The sequence below is a fragment of the Staphylococcus sp. IVB6214 genome (assembly GCF_025558585.1).
Taxonomy (GTDB): Bacteria; Bacillota; Bacilli; order Staphylococcales; family Staphylococcaceae; genus Staphylococcus.
Genome location: NZ_CP094723.1, coordinates 1399745 through 1417245 on the forward strand (window position 1 = coordinate 1399745; position 17501 = coordinate 1417245).

Consider the following 17501-nt stretch of genomic DNA (forward strand, 5'->3'; position numbering starts at 1 on the left):
ATCATAATTGCAAATATCCTGTATTTGTCTTGAACTATATTAAGATTATTTAAACAAAACTCATTTTTGTAGGGAATTATCCTGAAAATCTAATGTTAAGTCCACTTGTATCAACTATTTAGAACGTAACTCTGGATGCTGGTTTTTAATTATGACATTAAAACTGGCTTAAAAATGTATCAATTTGCTCGATTGTTTTACGTTCTTTTCCAATATAGTCACCGACACGTTCACCATTTTTGTATACGAGAAAACTTGGGATACCCATAACGCCCTCTTCAACTGCTATATCAATAAACTGATCGCGATCCACTAATACAAAATCAAACTGTGTATATTTCGCTTCGATATCTGGTAATCCCGGTTCAATGACACGACAATCTGGACACCAATCTGCTGAGAATAAGAAGACTGTTTCTCCTTGTTTATATTCTGCATATTGTTCTGTTGTTTCAAGTTTTTTCATGTCATACACACTCCTTCATATTATATTTCATATTGTAACTTCGTAATCACTTGTTCGTCCAATGTTTGAACTGATTCAATAAGCCATGTTCTTGCTGCTTCATAATCACGAATATCGAATACTGCATCACTACTATGAATATATCTTGCACAAACACCGATAACTGCTGTTGGTACACCGATACCTGATTGATGAATTGCACCACCATCTGTACCACCTGGTGAAATATAATGCTGATATTTGATATCATGCTGTTCAGCAACTCTCAGTAAAAATTGCTTGAATGCAGGTTTTAATAACATCGTACCATCTTTTATACGTAATAATGCACCATCACCCAGTACACCTGAAAGACCTTGACGTCCTTTCATATCATTGGCAGGTGAACAATCGACAACAAATGCTATATCAGGCTCAATCAAGTTTGCAGCAACACGTGCACCTCTCAGTCCTACTTCTTCTTGCACATTTGCACCGACATAAAGGTCGAAATCTAAGTCGACATCTTTTAATTGCTCGAGTAGTTCTATCGCAATCACACAACCATATCGATTATCCCACGCTTTCGTTGCAAAGCGATACTCTGAAAGTTGAATGAAATCAGTATGTGGTACAACTGGATCTCCTATTGAAATCCCCCGCTCACGTACTTCTTCAGCAGAACTTGCACCAATATCTAATAATAGATCTTCAATTTTGGGTGCACCTTCTTGACCTGTTCGAAAGTGCTTCGGTATATTCGCAACAACGCCGATAATTTCTTCATCTCGTTGTGTTAAAACTTTTAAGCGTTGCCCTTGCCAAATATCGTTGGCAACTCCACCTAACGCTGTAAACTTAATAAATCCGTGGGAAGTGATCTCCGTAATCATAAAACCAATCTCATCCATATGTGCCGCGACCATCACACGCTGTGCATTTGGGTTTGCACTCTTTTTCACACCATAAAAACCACCCATTCGATCATCCACAAATCCATCTACATAAGGTGTCATTGCTTGTTTCATATAATCTCTTACACGATGCTCAAAGTTAGGTGCACCATGCATTTCAGTCAGTTTTTTTATATGTGTCATCGTACTTTCTGCCATAGACACGCCCTCCTCAATGTTTTCTGTAATGTTCTTACTTTAGTATAACATCTTAGCTGTGGTACACTATAATTATGTTTTCATGGGGGCGATGCAATTGAGAAATACAAAGAAAAAGTGGCCGCTAATGATTCCAATCACTATTGGTATCATTATGACTGGTAGTTATTTTTATACTTTAAATAAAAACAAACAAAACTATTATCCTGCAGACAAAGTCATCGATTCTGTTAAAGATTATTTTCAAAATGTCAGTGGTTCGTATATCGTCTATGAACCAACACTTTATCGCAAGTTCGGCATTGAATATGAAGTATACAAAGGGGGTATTAGTACAACACGTCAAGGCAAAGTCACGCATTATACATTTATTGCGGATGCTTATGATGGACAAGTCATTGATATCATCGAAGTATAACCCAAACATCAAACATTAAAAGGACGCAAAGTGACCCGACACTTTACGCCCTTTTATTTTGTCTTATATCATTCATTAAATTTTGGCCGTTCGACTGTTTCTGTCATCGTCTTACCGTCTACATCGAATTTCGCAGCAAAATACTTCATGTCATGATAAAACAAAAACCAATAGTCATCCAATATATATTTTTTCGTTAAACACTCCTTAGCACGAATAGATTGCATTGGAAAATCATCATAAGCTGATACCCATAATGGATTCACATGTGCCACAGTTGGAAATATATCCGACATATGTACAGCTTTTTCCCCGTCACTTTCAATCTCAATTACCGAATGACCATAACTATGTCCCCCAGTATGCAACATCGTAATACCTGGATACGGTGTACATGACTTCTCAAACAAAATTGTGCGCGCTTCATAATCTCCGCGGTTCGATGACCAATAAGTTGCTTGACTTCGAATATTTGGACTCACAAACTCGTGCCATTCATCTTGTTGAATATAATGCCGTGCGTTCGGGAACGTTGATCGTCCTTCATCATCAACGAGTCCTGTCGCATGATCAAAATGCATATGTGTCATGAGTACCATATCAATATCATCCACAGTTAAGTCAAATTGCGCTAAACTTTTTTCGATAGCCGCTTCTTGACCTACACCATAATTGCGCATTTGTTTTTCAGTGAGACGTCCTTTACCAATGCCTGCATCAATGACAATTCGACAGTCTTCTGTTCTAATTAATATCGGATGTGCAGCCAAAGGAACTTGGTTATTATCATTAAACGGATATTTCTTTGACCAAAGTGGTTTCGGTACCACACCAAAAATGGCACCCCCATCCATTTGTACATCCCCACCATTGAGTACATCTATTTCAAATTTGCCTATTTTCATAAGACATTCCCCCTTATTATCTCTATTTTATCCATTTAACAGTGTTCGCTTCAAACAAAAAGAAAAGTATCTCTCAACGATATAGTGAGCGATACTTTAACAAAACACTATGATTCAACAGACGTATGGAACTTCGCCTCCATACGATAGATACGAGAACCTTTCTGTGAAAATTTGTGTTCATATTCAGTTTCTATATTGTTTTCTGCATCTTCTTCATGCAGATTCAAATTGATTTTTGTAAAATACATACCATACTGCGACATACTTTCTAAGCTATAAGCAAACAGTCCTCTATTGTCTGTTTTGAAATGTATTTCACCGTCGGGATGTAGTATTTGTTGATAAATCGCCAAAAACGTATGATAAGTAAGCCTTCTTTTGGCGTGTCGTGTCTTTGGCCATGGATCGGAAAAGTTTAAATAAATGCGAGAAACTTCATCCTTCTCAAAGTAATCAGTTAAAACAACCGCATCGTTACATAAAAGCTTAATATTCGTTAGCCCTTGATCTCTCACCTTGTCTAACACACGAATCATTACATTTTTATCACGTTCAATCGCAATGAAGTTAATGTGTGGATTTTGTGCAGCAAGTGTCGTGATAAATTGACCCATTCCTGAACCAACTTCGATATGAATCGGGCGATCATTGGCAAACCACTTTGTTACAGACTTGGCATAGTCACAATCAATATCAACAATCTCTGGATGTTCACGTAAATAATCTTCTGCCCACGGCTTATGTCGCATTCTCATGATATATACTCCTTATATGAATAAATTACTTTTCATGACATTATTTAAAAATTCAAGCCATGTATTCATTTCTTTAAAACGTTTATGTTCTTCACTCCACTGAATCATACCAATCGATTGAATCACCGTATACCACTTCATGCGTTTGTTCAGATCTAACGTTTCTTTAACACCATACGTCTCTAACCATTCTGCCCATCGGCTTTCTGGAACATAGTTGTAAAGCAACATACCAATGTCAATTGCCCAATCAGCAATCATTGCACCTTCCCAATCGACAAGATATAGCTCATCTTTGTCTGATAGTAACCAGTTATTATGATTCACATCACCGTGTACAACTGCATAAAACCTTGGATCTAAGTTTGGAATATGATCTTCCAAATAAATCAATGCTTTACGGACAACATGGTGTGTTAATACATCTCTTGATAAAGACGCATTGATCTTATTCAACATGATTTCAGGTGTGATCGGTGCCATCTCCATACGTTTTAACATTGTCAGTAATGGTTGGGATCGATGAATTTTCTTTAACAAATGTGCCACTCGAGCTTGACCCATTTCATTCGCATTGAGTTCTCTGCCATTTTTCCAGTGTTGTGCTGTAACGACTTCACCGGTTTCAATTCTTTTTGTCCAGACTAGCTTCGGGACGATACCTTCTGCTGATAAGGCAGCGATAAATGGGTTGGAATTCCTTTTCAAAAATAACTTCTGCCCATCCTGCTCAGCCATGTATGCTTCACCTGAAACACCACCTGCCGAATCCAATGTCCAACCTAACTGATAAAACTGCTCCACAACATGTTCACCTCACTTTCAAAGAGAAAAGGGAGTGGGACAAAAATCTCATAATTAATTATGAGATTTTCATGTCCCACCCCGGCATAAATCATGCATATCATATATTTCTACCCAATTGATATGACACGTTAATTGCCCTTAGCCATAATGTAAAATATCTTCTAACTCATGGCATATTCATTCCTAATTTTTATCCACGTACTATTTTTAGACTCATTAATAAGTGTATAGTTAATACGCTTTTTTTTCAACCAAAAATGAAACACAAAATGTGTCTTTTTACTTGAGTATCTATCTGATATGTCATGAAACAGTCATATCTAATTAGCTTTTGCTTTTTTCAAACGACATTAATGTGAATGTGATTGAATATAGCGATCAAATCCTTCTTGCAACTTGCGTGTAATTGGGCCAACCGTTCCATTATTAACAGGTTCACCATCAATCTTAACAACAGGCATTACTTCTGCAGATGTACTTGAGATGATCACTTCATCAGCATTTTTCAAAAACTCTAATGAGAAAGGTGCTTCGTTGAATGTAATATTCTCATCATCACATATCCATTGAATCACACGACGTGTAATTCCGTTCAAGATAAGGTTGTTTGCTGGATGCGTATGAACAACACCATCTTTAATCGCAAACACGTTGCTTGAAGCCCCTTCTGTTACAACGCCATCACGATGTTGGACTGCTTCTTCAGCATTATATTTTGTCGCGTATTCTTTTGCCAAAACATTGCCTAATAAGTTCAGACTTTTAATATCACAACGCAACCAACGAATATCTTCCGTCGTGACAATTGCAACCCCATTTTGAAGTTCGTCGAATGGGCGTTCATATGCCTTCACAAAGGCTGTAAAAACTGGTTCGACAGATGGAGTCGGGAATGGATGATCTCTTGGTGCAACCCCTCTTGTAATTTGCATATATACGCCACCGTCAGTCACGCCATTCGCTTCGGCAAGCTTACGCACTAATTCTGTTAACGACTCGACAGTATAGTCAATATCGAGGCCAATCTCAGCGGCACTTCTTAATAAGCGTTCAAAGTGCTCTTTAGCTGTGAACAGCTTATTGTCATAAATGCGCACATATTCATATATCCCATCACCAAAATTGTAGCCCCTATCATTAAAAGCGACCTTTGCTTCTTGTTCATCTACTAATACATCATTGAGTAAAACCTTTGTCATCCTCATCCCTCCACACAAATTGAATAAATTGCTTCTAAATAAATACTCGTCGCATTGAATAATTGTTTTTTTGTAATATATTCATTCTTTTGATGCATCAAGTCTTCTGAGTCATCAAACATCGCACCGAATGCGACACCTTTATCAAGGTTTCTTGCATATGTCCCCCCACCAATTGTATATGATGGAGACATATCACCTGTTTGATTACGATATGCCGATAAAAGTTTTTGAATAAATGGATCGCTTGGATCAACGAAATGTGGTACTTGAACTTTCCCAATTTCCAGTTCAAAGCCTAATGTTTTAATATCATCTTCAAACTGACGAATCGCCGTTTCAAAGTCAAAGCCTTCAGGGTAGCGTAGGTTGATACCAAATGATCCACCTTGTGCTTTATCATATGTCAAAATACCAATATTTGTTGTAAGGTCTCCCATTTGATCGGTACGATACTTCATGTCCATCTTTTCACCAAAGTGAGAATCATAAAGGTAGCGTTCACTGAATGCAGTCCAGTTATGTGCTGTTTGATCTAAATGCAGTGTATTAAGAAAATGGATTAAATAAAGTCCCGCATTTACACCAATAGATGGATCCATACCATGTACTGCTTTGCCGTATACCGTTAATTTTAAAATACCGTTCTCTACTTCATGGTTACCTGTCAATTGATGTTCTGATAAAAATGTCTCAAATTGTTGAATCGTATGCGTCATATTTTCTTTCACCAACAAGTCGGCATTCGCTTCGTCTGGCACCATATTATAGCGCTCGCCTGCTTTGAAATGATGTAATTCAATTTCAGGTTCATCATCGTCTTGAGCTAACGCCGTTTGTTTAATATCAAATGTTGTGATTCCTTTTTCACCATGAATGAGCGGAAACTCTGCATCTGGTGCAATACCAATTGATGGCATTTCTTCCGTTTCAAAATAACGATCCGTACATTTCCAATCAGATTCTTCATCTGTTCCAATAATAATATGAATACGTTTTTTCCAATCAACCTTCATATCATTTAATATTTTAACCGCATAATAAGCAGCAATTGTAGGGCCTTTGTCATCCAATGTTCCTCGAGCAATTACACGATCATCCGTGACAACAGGTGTAAATGGATCTGAATCCCAACCATCTCCAGCAGGTACTACGTCAACATGGCCAAGAATCCCAAATAAATCTTCGCCTTTTCCTACTTCAATTCGTCCTGCTAAGTGATCTGTATCAAACGTATCGAAACCATCACGTTCAGCAAGTCGATACATATACTCTAATGCTGCCTTAGGACCAGGACCAACTGGGGCATCTGCTGTCGCTTCATCGTCATCTCTAACTGATGGAATTGCGAGTAACCCTGTTAAGTCTTCGATCATCTGATTTTCATATTCTTTAACTTTTTCTCTCCACATATGTCTCAGCTTCCTTCTAAACGAGTTGTAACTTTCATTCTACATGATTTTCGTTACAAACAACAGTAAAAATACATAACATGTGTCAATTTTCTGACAAATTATTTATTTCTATTTCCACATATTGATACATAAAAAACTGAAGCCACAATAATGTGACTCCAGCTGTTAATTATTTCTCTGTATTTTCTTTTTTATTCTTCAAAACTTCTTTTGTTGATTCGTTTAAGTTTTGTGAAGTATCTCCGCCACCTTCAGAAACAAAGTCAGCTTCGTTTACTTCTGCCTTTTCATTTTCATCTAACAATTGTGCTTTCTTGTCGTTGATGAAAGCTGTTGGATCTTCTTTGATTGTTTCAACATAAGCTTTTGGATCTTCTTTTACTTTGTTGATTTCTTCCGTTGCTAAAGAACTAATTTTAGTTACTTTTTCTTGTGCAAGCTGCTTATATTCTTCAGGATTTTCTTTATACTGATCATAAGTTTCTTTTACTTTTGTACGGCGTTCTTTATTAGAAAGAACAACTGCTGTAACCGCAGCGCCAATTCCAATTGCTGCTTTTAATACATTTTTAGAATTTGCCATATTTATCACCTCTATTGTTTCCATCCCTATTCCCTATGGATGATGATAGTAAACATTTTTTATTCACTATTTTTAAAAAGGTTAATTTCCGAGCTTGTCAGTTTTCGATATTCACCCTTTTTCAACCGATGATCTAATGCTAACGGACCGATCGCTTCCCTTTTCAAATAAACCACTTCATTATCAATCGTATGAAACATACGCTTAACTTGATGATACTTCCCTTCACAAATCGTCACTCGTGCATGATTGTTGGGCATCAATATCTCAAGTTGTGCTGGTTGTAGTAAGCCTTCTGTCAATTGAATGCCTTGTTCAAACTTCTCAATAGCACCTTCAGAAACTGGATGTGCCAACTCTGCGAAGTAGCGCTTAGGCACATGTTTATGCGGATTCATAATGCGATGGTTAAAGTCACCGTCATTTGTAATAAGTAACAATCCTTCAGTGTCTTTGTCAAGACGACCTACCGGAAATAAATCTAGATGCTCATATTCTTCAATCAAATCTATAACAGTCTTATGCATGTCATCTTCCGTTGCAGATATGACACCAGCTGGTTTATTCAACATAAGATATACATAAGGTTCATAATCAATCTGTTGACCGGCAACACAAACTTGATCTTGTTCAGGATTTATTTGCTGTTTTGCAGACTTTATCTTTTCATCATTCAAAGTGACAAGCCCTTTTTTTAATAAATTTTTAACTTCTGTACGTGAACCCACTCCCATATTAGCTAAAAACTTATCAATTCTCATTAAGCAAAACCTAACTTTCTTCTAATTTTGTTAGCTGTTTCTCCAAGGAACTTATCCGCAAGTCGTGTTTTGAATGTCAATGCTGTATAAACAATCACACCTACAAGTGCACATACGACAGTGATAATAAGCGCACCACTTTGACTTGCTGGTGAAATGATATGTTGTAGTCCATAATATACCGCTTCAACAATAATCATCATAATAAAACCACAAATCAAGATTTTACCGATATCATACAGTGTCCCAGAAATACGATATCCTGCATATTTCTTCAACACTAACAAGCTTGCTATAATCGCAAATGATAATGCGATGGCTGTGCTCAAGATTGCTCCAGCAGTATGGAACATTACAATCAATGGATGATTCAACAACAGTTTAAGTAATACAGCACCTAAAATAATGAATACTGTTAATTTCTGTTTATTAATACCTTGTAACATAGATGCAATCACACTGATTAACGAAATCAAAATAGCGACAGGCGCATAAATAAAGAGTAATCGACTTCCATCAATACTGTACTCATAAAACACTGTATACAACGGAACAGCAAGTGACATTATCCCTAAACTTGCTGGTACTGTAATAAACATTAAAACACCGATAGATGTTTGTATTTGTTTGTGCATTTCCTTATAGTTGCCCTCTTCATACGTTTTTGTGATGAATGGAATCAAACTAATCGCAAATCCCGCAGCTAAGGATGTTGGAATCATTACAATTTTGTTTGTTGTCATATTTAAAATTGTAAAGAACATGTCTTGCATACGATGTGAAACACCTGCAATATCTAGTGCGTTGTTATGTGTCAGTTGATCCACAATCATAAACAATGGATAGTTCAAACTCACAATAACGAATGGAATACTGTATGAAATGATTTCTTTGTACATATCTTTATATGAAACATCAATACCTGTCATATCAGATGCAACCATTTCTTGAATGCCTTTACGGCGTTTAATCCAATACCACCATAGTGTAAGGATAGCTGCAATCGCTCCAATCGCTGCACCGAATGTCGCAATACCATTCGCCAATAACATTGATCCCTCGAACACATTAAGCACTAAGTAACTGCCCACTAGTATAAAGATGATACGTGCGATTTGTTCAATAACTTCCGAAACAGCAGTTGGCCCCATAGATTTATAGCCTTGGAATACACCGCGCCATGTTGCGAGTATCGGAATAAAGATGACAACAAAACTAATCGTGCGAATGACACTCGTAATCTGATCAGCTGTCCAACCAGCACTTTGATCGGTATTGTTTGCGATGGTGATAGATGCAATCGTTGGTGATAATGCATATAACACAGCAAATCCAATGAGACCCGTGACCCCCATCACTACAAAACTTGATTTATATAATTTTTGGCTGACGCGATAGGCACCTAGCGCATTATATTTTGCGACATATTTAGATGCTGCTAACGGGACACCCGCTGTTGCAACTGCAATCGCAATATTATAGGGGCCGTATGCATAGTTATAAGGTGCTAAATTATCAGCGCCACCTATGATACGATAAAACGGAATAACATAAAGTATGCCAAGTATTTTTGTAATTAAAATACTTACCGTTAATAGAAACGTTCCCCGTACTAACTCCTTATTTTCACTCATAAAATCATCAACCTACTTTTGAAATTTTTAGTTCTTTCTGCATAACAACACAATTATACACATAATCTGATTATGTTAAAATTAAAATATATAAAATCAAAGGAGAATTCCATCCATGTTTCAAACAATCATCATCGGCGGTGGTCCTAGTGGCATCATGGCCGCAATTTCTGCCAGTCAAAATGAGCAAAGTGTTTTATTAATTGAAAAGAAAAAAGGGCTTGGCCGAAAATTGAAAATTTCTGGTGGTGGACGTTGTAACGTTACGAACAACCTACCCTATGAAGAAATCATCAAAAACATTCCGGGAAATGGAAAGTTTTTGTACAGCCCTTTTACACTATTTGATAATCAGTCTATCATTCAATTTTTCGAATCACGTGGATTAAAACTTAAAGAAGAAGATCACGGACGCATGTTTCCAATCACTGATAAATCTCAAGATGTTTTAGACATTTTAATTGCAGAAATGAATAAACAACAAGTGACAGTTATCGAAAATAGCCCTGTCGCATCTGTTAGCTTTTCTAATGGATCTTATACTGTGATATTAGAAGATGGCAAGCACTACTATGCTAAGACTGTTGTTATCGCAACTGGTGGTACAAGTGTTCCACATACCGGTTCTACTGGAGATGGCTATCAATTTGCGATATCTTTTGGTCATACTATCACAGACTTATTTCCAACTGAAGTGCCAATCAAATCTCATGAACCTTTTATCAAGTCACAAACATTAAAGGGATTAAGCCTAAAAGATGTAGGACTTTCGGTGCTTAGAAAAAATGGCAAAAAACGAATCACACATCAAATGGATATGCTATTCACCCACTTTGGCATAAGCGGGCCAGCTGCGCTCAGATGCAGTCAGTTTATATACAAAGAACAACAACAGCAAAAGCGACAAGATATTCAAATGCAACTTGATGTGTTCCCTTCTATAAATGAAGAACAACTCAAACAAAAAATCATATCTTTATTGAAAGAACAACCCGATAAAATTATTAAAAATGCTCTCAAAGGACTTATTGAGACACGTTATTTACATTTCATTATTGAGCAGGCAAACATTGACTTAGAAACCACATATCATCATCTTAGTGCACAACAAATCAACCAATTAGCACATCTTTTCAAAGCTTTTACTTTCACAGTCAATGGAACGCTTCCATTAGAAAAAGCTTTTGTTACAGGGGGTGGCGTTTCTATTAAAGAAATTGTACCAACTACGATGTCATCAAAATTACAAGACGGTTTATTTTTATGTGGTGAAGTACTTGATATACACGGGTACACAGGTGGCTATAACATTACAAGTGCATTGGTAACTGGCTACGTTGCCGGATATTATGCAGGACAGTTCTCACCGGCTGAAGTAATAGAGAATCCTTTATTTAACGAGGGTACGGAACTGTAATCTTGATATGACAAGATATTTCGTCCTACCAATCGCTCTTTCTTTTGATAGGTGTCAATATTTTATGAAACATGTCATTGTCGAAACATACGAAAGGCGTACAATCGAGATTGTACGCCTAATAATTATGATCTTAAATTCCGCCGTATGTTAAACCGCCATCGCCCCATGCTTTCATGCCGCCTTCAACATTGACCGCATCGATATCGTGATCAGTTAAATAATCAACAACTCTCGCACTTCTTGCACCAGCAGCACAAACAATATAATACGTTTTGTTCGTTTCAAACGCTTCTAAACGTTCTGGTACTTCTTGCATTGGAATGTGTTTTGCATTCGGAATCATTCCAAGTGCAACCTCTTCATCTTCTCGTACATCAATAACATGAACAGGTTCATTGCTTAATAACTTCTCTTTTAGTTGTTCCATTGAAATCTCTTTCATCGTCTCACTCCTATTATTTAGCAACAATATTCACCAATTTTTGTGGTACAGCAATAACTTTCTTAATATCTTTACCTTCTAAGTTTGCTTGAATGTTTTCATCTGCCAATGCGATGCGTTCCATTTCTTCTCGTGATGTATCTTTTGAAATCTCAAGTTTCGCACGGACCTTACCGTTGATTTGAACAACAATTTCTACATTGTCAGCTTGCAACAATGCTTCATCAAATGTTGGCCATGGTTGGTACGTTATCGTACTTTCATGTCCTAAAATTGACCATAGTTCTTCACCAATATGTGGAGCAATAGGTGCAATCATTTTTACAAAGCCTTCAACATACACACGGTTAATCGCATCTGCTTTATAACATTCATTAATAAATACCATCAATTGACTGATTGCTGTATTGAAGTTCAATGTCTCAAAGTCTTCTGTGACTTTTTTAACCGTTTGATGATACACTTGTTCTAATTTCGGCGTTGCTTCGTCAACCACTTTATCAGATAATGTATGATTATCTGTAACGAACAAACGCCAGATACGATCTAAGAATCGACGTGCACCGTCTAATCCTGTTTCACTCCATGCAATTGACGCATCAAGTGGACCCATGAACATCTCATATAGACGCAATGTATCTGCACCGTGAGACGCTACGATTTCGTCTGGATTCACGACATTCCCTTTAGACTTACTCATTTTTTCATTACCTTCACCTAGAATCATACCTTGGTTAAATAATTTTTGGAAAGGTTCTTTAGTCGGTACAACCCCTAAGTCATAAAGTACTTTATGCCAGAAACGTGCGTATAACAAGTGAAGGACAGCGTGTTCTACACCACCGATATAAAGGTCTACTGGTAACCAATGTTTTAATTTTTCAGGGTCTGCAAGCATTTGATCGTTTTTCGGATCTATATAGCGTAAATAGTACCAACAGCTACCTGCCCATTGCGGCATTGTGTTCGTTTCACGTCGCCCTTTCATTCCTGTCTTCTCATCAACGACATTCACAAATTCTTCGCTATTAGCAAGTGGCGATTCACCTGTTCCTGATGGTTTGATTTGATCCATTTTTGGTAACAATAGTGGCAATTCAGATTCTGGTACTGTTGTCATAGAACCATCTTCCCAGTGAATGATTGGAATAGGTTCACCCCAATAACGTTGGCGACTGAATAACCAGTCTCTCAACTTGTAATTCACTTTGCGCTCGCCAGCACCTTTTTCTTCCAGAATAGCAATTGCTTTTTCGATAGCTTCAGCATTATTCAATCCATCTAAGTCGCCTGAATTTACATGACGACCATCTCCAGTATAAACAGGTGTGTCCTCTTCGTGTTCAATGACATTCACAACATCTAAGTTAAATGTTTCAGCAAATTCATAGTCACGCTCATCATGACCTGGAACCGCCATCACAGCACCCGTGCCATATGATGCGAGTACATAATCTGCAATCCAAATAGGAATTTGCTTACCAGATAATGGATGTACCGCATACGCACCTGTGAACACACCTGTTTTTTCTTTTGCCAAGTCAGTACGTTCTAAGTCAGATTTCTTAGCTGCTTCTTGTTGATAAGCACGCACTTGCTCCAACTGTTCAGCTTTTGTAATCTCATCTACAAGTTGATGCTCTGGGCTCAATACGATAAATGTCGCACCATATAGAGTATCTGGACGCGTTGTAAACACTTCAACATTTTCATGAGTTTCTGCAATATCAAAACGCACACGTGCACCTTCAGAACGACCAATCCAGTTGCGTTGCATATCTTTAATCGATTCTGGCCAATCTAACTCTTCCAAATCTTCCAGTAAGCGGTCTGCATACTCTGTAATTTTTAGCACCCATTGTTTCATTGGACGACGAACAACTGGATGTCCACCACGTTCAGAGACACCATCAATGACTTCTTCGTTTGATAAAACAGTACCAAGTGCTTCACACCAGTTTACTGGAATTTCATCGATATACGCTAAACCTTTTTTGTATAATTGAATAAAAATCCATTGCGTCCACTTGTAATATTCAGGATCTGTTGTACTTACTTCTCTATCCCAGTCATAGCTAAATCCAAGTTCTTGAATTTGACGCTTGAATGTTTGAATATTGGCTTTTGTAAATTCAGCCGGATCATTCCCAGTGTCTAGTGCATATTGCTCCGCTGGTAAACCGAATGCATCCCAACCCATCGGATGCAAAACATTGTAACCTTGCATTCGCTTATAACGAGAAATAATATCTGTTGCTGTGTAACCTTCAGGATGACCAACATGTAGTCCAGCGCCAGAAGGATATGGGAACATATCTAATGCATAAAACTTCTTTTGTCCCAAATTGTCCTCCGTTTTAAACGTTTTGTTGTCTAACCAATATTGTTGCCACTTCTTTTCAATTTGCTTATGATTGTAATTCACAGCATAGACCTCCTAAAATACAAAAAACACCTCAAACTACTGTTATTCTTCAGAGGGACGACATGATGCCGCGGTACCACCCTCATTCACATATGTGCACTTCATTTTAAATAGTTGAGATGTTTGATTATTTATTTTTTATTGATGGCAAGTTCATTTAATCGTAAACGTTAGTTTGCACCACCACTAACTCTCTGTTGATTACTTATTAAATTACTACTCCGATATTTTACAATTAATATATTGACTATATTACTTTCTATAATAGGCAATTTAACCCATTGTTGCAAGTATAAAATGCGACACCTTTAGGAAAGCCCATTGGTGTGATGATCACGAATACCACGATCAAAAACAGACAGAAAAATACCAGCTATCATTAACAATCCAATCATTGATAAGAACATCGTCTGCATATCAAAATAGTCAACAATTAAACCACCGAGTAATGGTCCTAGTGCTTTACCTACTGTTGAAGCGGCATTAACAATTCCTTGATACACACCTTGCCTTCCAGTGGGCGCCAATTGATCAGCAATAGTTGGAACGGCTGGCCAGATAAACATCTCTGCAAAGGTCATAACGACCATACCAATGACAAAAATTGAAAATGACATCGCGAAACTAGTGATAAAAAATGACACAATAAGAATGCCCAAACCAACATAAAGTTGTTTTTTCATCTGTCCTTTTAACAGTTGAATCATCGGTGTAATCAATGGTTGACCCAATAATATCATCACTCCATTAATTGTCCATAACAAGCTATATTGTGGCATTGAAATACCAATTTGTTGTGTAAATGATGCAATGGTTGTTTGCCATTGCACATAAGCAATCCAACAAAATGCAAACATGACACATAACAAGATTAATGCGATAAATTTCTTTTTATCTTGTATCGAAGTAACATCATCGATCATATTTGGTGTTTTCACCTTCGCTTGATAAGTGACATTGAATTTAAACACTGCAATGAAAAAGAAAACGACATACATCAATAAGTTAGCGAGAAATATGTAGTCAAAACTAAAGTTAGCAACGATACCACCCAGCGCTGCACCAAGTGCTACACCAATATTTTGGGCTAAATAGATCGCATTGAATGTTTTACGACCGCCTTGTGGCCAAACAGCACCTGCCATCGCATATATCGCAGGAATAATCATACCACCGCCGAATCCTAGCATAATCAACCAAATCGCATACCATGGCCAGCCGTGAAAAAAGTTTAATAACACTGTGGCCACTAAACTAAAAACTGTACCAATCATGATTGTACGATAACCACCTAGTCGATCAAACATAGATCCTCCAAGAAGATTGCCCCCAATCATCCCGATTGAATTGATCATCAGCACGAATCCTGCTGTACTGAGTGACTTATCCAACTCCTGTGCCATATATATTGTATTTAATGGCCATAAAAAACTGGCACCTGTGATATTGATTGCCATACCGATAACTAGCCACCAAATTGCACTTGGCATTCGCATCAAAATCCCTCTTTCTCTTTAAGTCTCATGCACCAATATAACATGACATGCAAAAATATGGTAAAATCTTTGAATATATTGTCATAAATAGAAGGGACGAGAAACATGGGAACAGTATTTCCTTATGCTTTTGAAAACAAACGTTATCATACATTAAACTACCATCTAAAAAATCAATTTGGACAAAAAATCTTTAAAGTGGCACTCGATGGTGGATTTGACTGCCCGAACCGAGATGGAACAGTAGCACACGGTGGGTGTACATTTTGCTCAGCTGCAGGAAGTGGTGATTTTGCTGGTAATCGTGCAGATGCAATTCCAGTTCAATTCCAAGAAATCAAGTCTCGTATGCATGAAAAGTGGCATGAAGGAAAATATATCGCATATTTTCAAGCATTTACAAATACACATGCGCCTGTTGACGTATTGCGTGAAAAATTTGAAGCGGCTTTACAAGAAGAAGGTGTTGTAGGACTTTCGATTGGCACACGTCCCGACTGCTTACCAGATGATGTCGTTGAATACCTTGCAGAACTGAATGAACGCACCTATCTATGGGTTGAACTAGGTCTACAAACTGTACATCAAACAACTTCAGATCTTATCAATCGCGCACATGATATGGATGTCTATTATGAAGGTGTTGCAAAGTTACGTAAGCATGGCATACGTGTATGTAGTCATATCATTAACGGTTTACCCGGTGAAGATTACGATATGATGATGGAAACGGCGAAAACAGTCGCAGAAATGGATGTACAAGGAATTAAAATCCACTTGCTACACTTGCTAAAAGGGACGCCGATGGTAAAGCAATATGATAAAGGCTTGCTACAATTTATGACTAAGGAAGAATATATCAACTTAGTATGTGATCAACTAGAAATATTGCCCCCTGAAATGATTGTTCATCGCATTACTGGTGATGGACCGATTGACTTGATGGTCGGACCGATGTGGAGTGTAAACAAATGGGAAGTACTCAATGATATCGATGCAGAACTAGAACGTCGTGGCACCGTACAAGGTGCACGATATACAGCAGAGGTATTAAAATGATTGTGCAGCGCATCTTACCATTTGCGAAAGATTTAATATCATCACATATCCAACCAACCAGTACAGTCATTGATGCAACATGTGGTAACGGCCATGATACAGTATTTCTTGCACAATCTGTACCAGAAGGACATGTATATGGCTGTGATATACAATCATCAGCCATTGCTACGACTGAAAAGAAAATAGCGAGATTTAATAATGTATCATTGTTCCAAATAGGTCATGAAAACATTATCGACCAGCTAACACCTGAACACCTATCACAACTTGATGCCGCCATTTTTAATTTAGGTTATTTGCCTAAAGGTGACAAAACGATTGTGACACAGCCCGAAACAACGATATTAGCGATTGAGAACATTTTTAAACATTTACGAAAAGAAGGCATTATTGTCATCGTGATCTATCCAGGTCATCCAGAAGGAAAATATGAAAGCGAACAATTATATCAGTTTTTTAAAAACTTTGATCAACAGCGTGCACATATTTTACAATATAGTTTTCTAAACCAACAAAATAACCCACCCTATGTTGTAGCCATTGAAAAAAGATAAAAAACTGGTGAGATATTAATGGAATATCTCACCAGTTTTTCTTGTTTAAAATCATCTATTTAAAA

17 protein-coding genes are annotated in these 17501 nt (G+C 37.4%); 4 read left to right on the top strand and 13 right to left on the bottom strand.

Features of this window, described 5'->3' with window-relative positions; translation table 11 throughout:
* Nucleotides 1-157: 157 nt before the first annotated feature.
* On the bottom strand, nucleotides 158-466 hold the full coding sequence (locus MUA51_RS06730) for a thioredoxin family protein (RefSeq protein WP_262559045.1): 309 nt from the start codon (nucleotides 464-466) through the stop codon (nucleotides 158-160).
* A gap of 20 nt (nucleotides 467-486) precedes the next feature.
* Nucleotides 487-1557, bottom strand: coding sequence for a M42 family metallopeptidase (locus MUA51_RS06735; RefSeq protein WP_262559046.1), 1071 nt, complete (start codon nucleotides 1555-1557; stop codon nucleotides 487-489).
* Nucleotides 1558-1654: 97 nt separating this feature from the next.
* Between MUA51_RS06735 and MUA51_RS06740 the strand changes: the two genes are divergently transcribed.
* Entirely contained in the window at nucleotides 1655-1975 is a 321-nt protein-coding gene (locus MUA51_RS06740; RefSeq protein ID WP_262559047.1) for a hypothetical protein, read from the top strand.
* Between the two features lie 68 nt (nucleotides 1976-2043).
* On the opposite strand, the gene MUA51_RS06745 is transcribed toward MUA51_RS06740, so the two are convergent.
* The 8 genes from MUA51_RS06745 to MUA51_RS06780 form a co-directional block, all read right to left on the bottom strand.
* The gene (locus MUA51_RS06745) at nucleotides 2044-2880 is read right to left on the bottom strand and encodes an MBL fold metallo-hydrolase (protein ID WP_262559048.1); all 837 of its coding nucleotides are present in this window, start codon (nucleotides 2878-2880) and stop codon (nucleotides 2044-2046) included.
* Between the two features lie 107 nt (nucleotides 2881-2987).
* Nucleotides 2988-3638: a tRNA (guanosine(46)-N7)-methyltransferase TrmB gene (gene trmB, locus MUA51_RS06750; protein ID WP_262559049.1), complete on the bottom strand. Its 651-nt coding sequence runs from the start codon at nucleotides 3636-3638 to the stop codon at nucleotides 2988-2990.
* Between the two features lie 12 nt (nucleotides 3639-3650).
* On the bottom strand, nucleotides 3651-4442 hold the full coding sequence (locus tag MUA51_RS06755; RefSeq protein ID WP_262559050.1) for a phosphotransferase family protein: 792 nt from the start codon (nucleotides 4440-4442) through the stop codon (nucleotides 3651-3653).
* A 353-nt stretch (nucleotides 4443-4795) separates the two neighbouring features.
* Nucleotides 4796-5644, bottom strand: a complete 849-nt coding sequence (gene dat, locus MUA51_RS06760) for a D-amino-acid transaminase (RefSeq protein WP_262559051.1) — start codon at nucleotides 5642-5644, stop codon at nucleotides 4796-4798.
* A gap of 2 nt (nucleotides 5645-5646) precedes the next feature.
* On the bottom strand, nucleotides 5647-7056 hold the full coding sequence (gene pepV, locus MUA51_RS06765; RefSeq protein ID WP_262559052.1) for a dipeptidase PepV: 1410 nt from the start codon (nucleotides 7054-7056) through the stop codon (nucleotides 5647-5649).
* Between the two features lie 172 nt (nucleotides 7057-7228).
* Nucleotides 7229-7642 carry a YtxH domain-containing protein gene (locus MUA51_RS06770; RefSeq protein WP_262559053.1) on the bottom strand — a complete coding sequence of 138 codons (414 nt, stop codon included), beginning with the start codon at nucleotides 7640-7642 and terminating at the stop codon, nucleotides 7229-7231.
* A 59-nt stretch (nucleotides 7643-7701) separates the two neighbouring features.
* Nucleotides 7702-8403, bottom strand: coding sequence for a pseudouridine synthase (locus tag MUA51_RS06775; RefSeq protein WP_262559054.1), 702 nt, complete (start codon nucleotides 8401-8403; stop codon nucleotides 7702-7704).
* Entirely contained in the window at nucleotides 8403-10037 is a 1635-nt protein-coding gene (locus MUA51_RS06780; RefSeq protein ID WP_262559055.1) for a putative polysaccharide biosynthesis protein, read from the bottom strand. The genes MUA51_RS06775 and MUA51_RS06780 overlap by 1 nt, the downstream gene beginning before the upstream one ends.
* A gap of 115 nt (nucleotides 10038-10152) precedes the next feature.
* Here MUA51_RS06780 and MUA51_RS06785 point away from each other — a divergent pair, with 115 nt between their 5' ends.
* The gene (locus MUA51_RS06785) at nucleotides 10153-11454 is read left to right on the top strand and encodes a BaiN/RdsA family NAD(P)/FAD-dependent oxidoreductase (RefSeq protein ID WP_262559056.1); all 1302 of its coding nucleotides are present in this window, start codon (nucleotides 10153-10155) and stop codon (nucleotides 11452-11454) included.
* Between the two features lie 133 nt (nucleotides 11455-11587).
* Here MUA51_RS06785 and MUA51_RS06790 read toward each other — a convergent pair whose 3' ends face one another.
* The 3 genes from MUA51_RS06790 to MUA51_RS06800 form a co-directional block, all read right to left on the bottom strand.
* Nucleotides 11588-11899, bottom strand: a complete 312-nt coding sequence (locus tag MUA51_RS06790) for a rhodanese-like domain-containing protein (RefSeq protein WP_262559058.1) — start codon at nucleotides 11897-11899, stop codon at nucleotides 11588-11590.
* Nucleotides 11900-11912: 13 nt separating this feature from the next.
* Nucleotides 11913-14324 carry a leucine--tRNA ligase gene (gene leuS, locus MUA51_RS06795; protein ID WP_262559059.1) on the bottom strand — a complete coding sequence of 804 codons (2412 nt, stop codon included), beginning with the start codon at nucleotides 14322-14324 and terminating at the stop codon, nucleotides 11913-11915.
* A gap of 308 nt (nucleotides 14325-14632) precedes the next feature.
* On the bottom strand, nucleotides 14633-15820 hold the full coding sequence (locus MUA51_RS06800; protein WP_262559060.1) for an MDR family MFS transporter: 1188 nt from the start codon (nucleotides 15818-15820) through the stop codon (nucleotides 14633-14635).
* A 105-nt stretch (nucleotides 15821-15925) separates the two neighbouring features.
* Here MUA51_RS06800 and mnmL point away from each other — a divergent pair, with 105 nt between their 5' ends.
* Both mnmL and mnmM read left to right on the top strand, forming a co-directional pair.
* On the top strand, nucleotides 15926-16879 hold the full coding sequence (gene mnmL / locus MUA51_RS06805) for a tRNA modification radical SAM protein MnmL/YtqA (RefSeq protein ID WP_262559062.1): 954 nt from the start codon (nucleotides 15926-15928) through the stop codon (nucleotides 16877-16879).
* The gene (mnmM, locus tag MUA51_RS06810) at nucleotides 16876-17436 is read left to right on the top strand and encodes a tRNA 5-(aminomethyl)-2-thiouridylate-methyltransferase MnmM (RefSeq protein WP_262559063.1); all 561 of its coding nucleotides are present in this window, start codon (nucleotides 16876-16878) and stop codon (nucleotides 17434-17436) included. Before mnmL ends, mnmM begins: the two co-directional genes overlap by 4 nt.
* Nucleotides 17437-17501 lie beyond the last annotated feature (65 nt).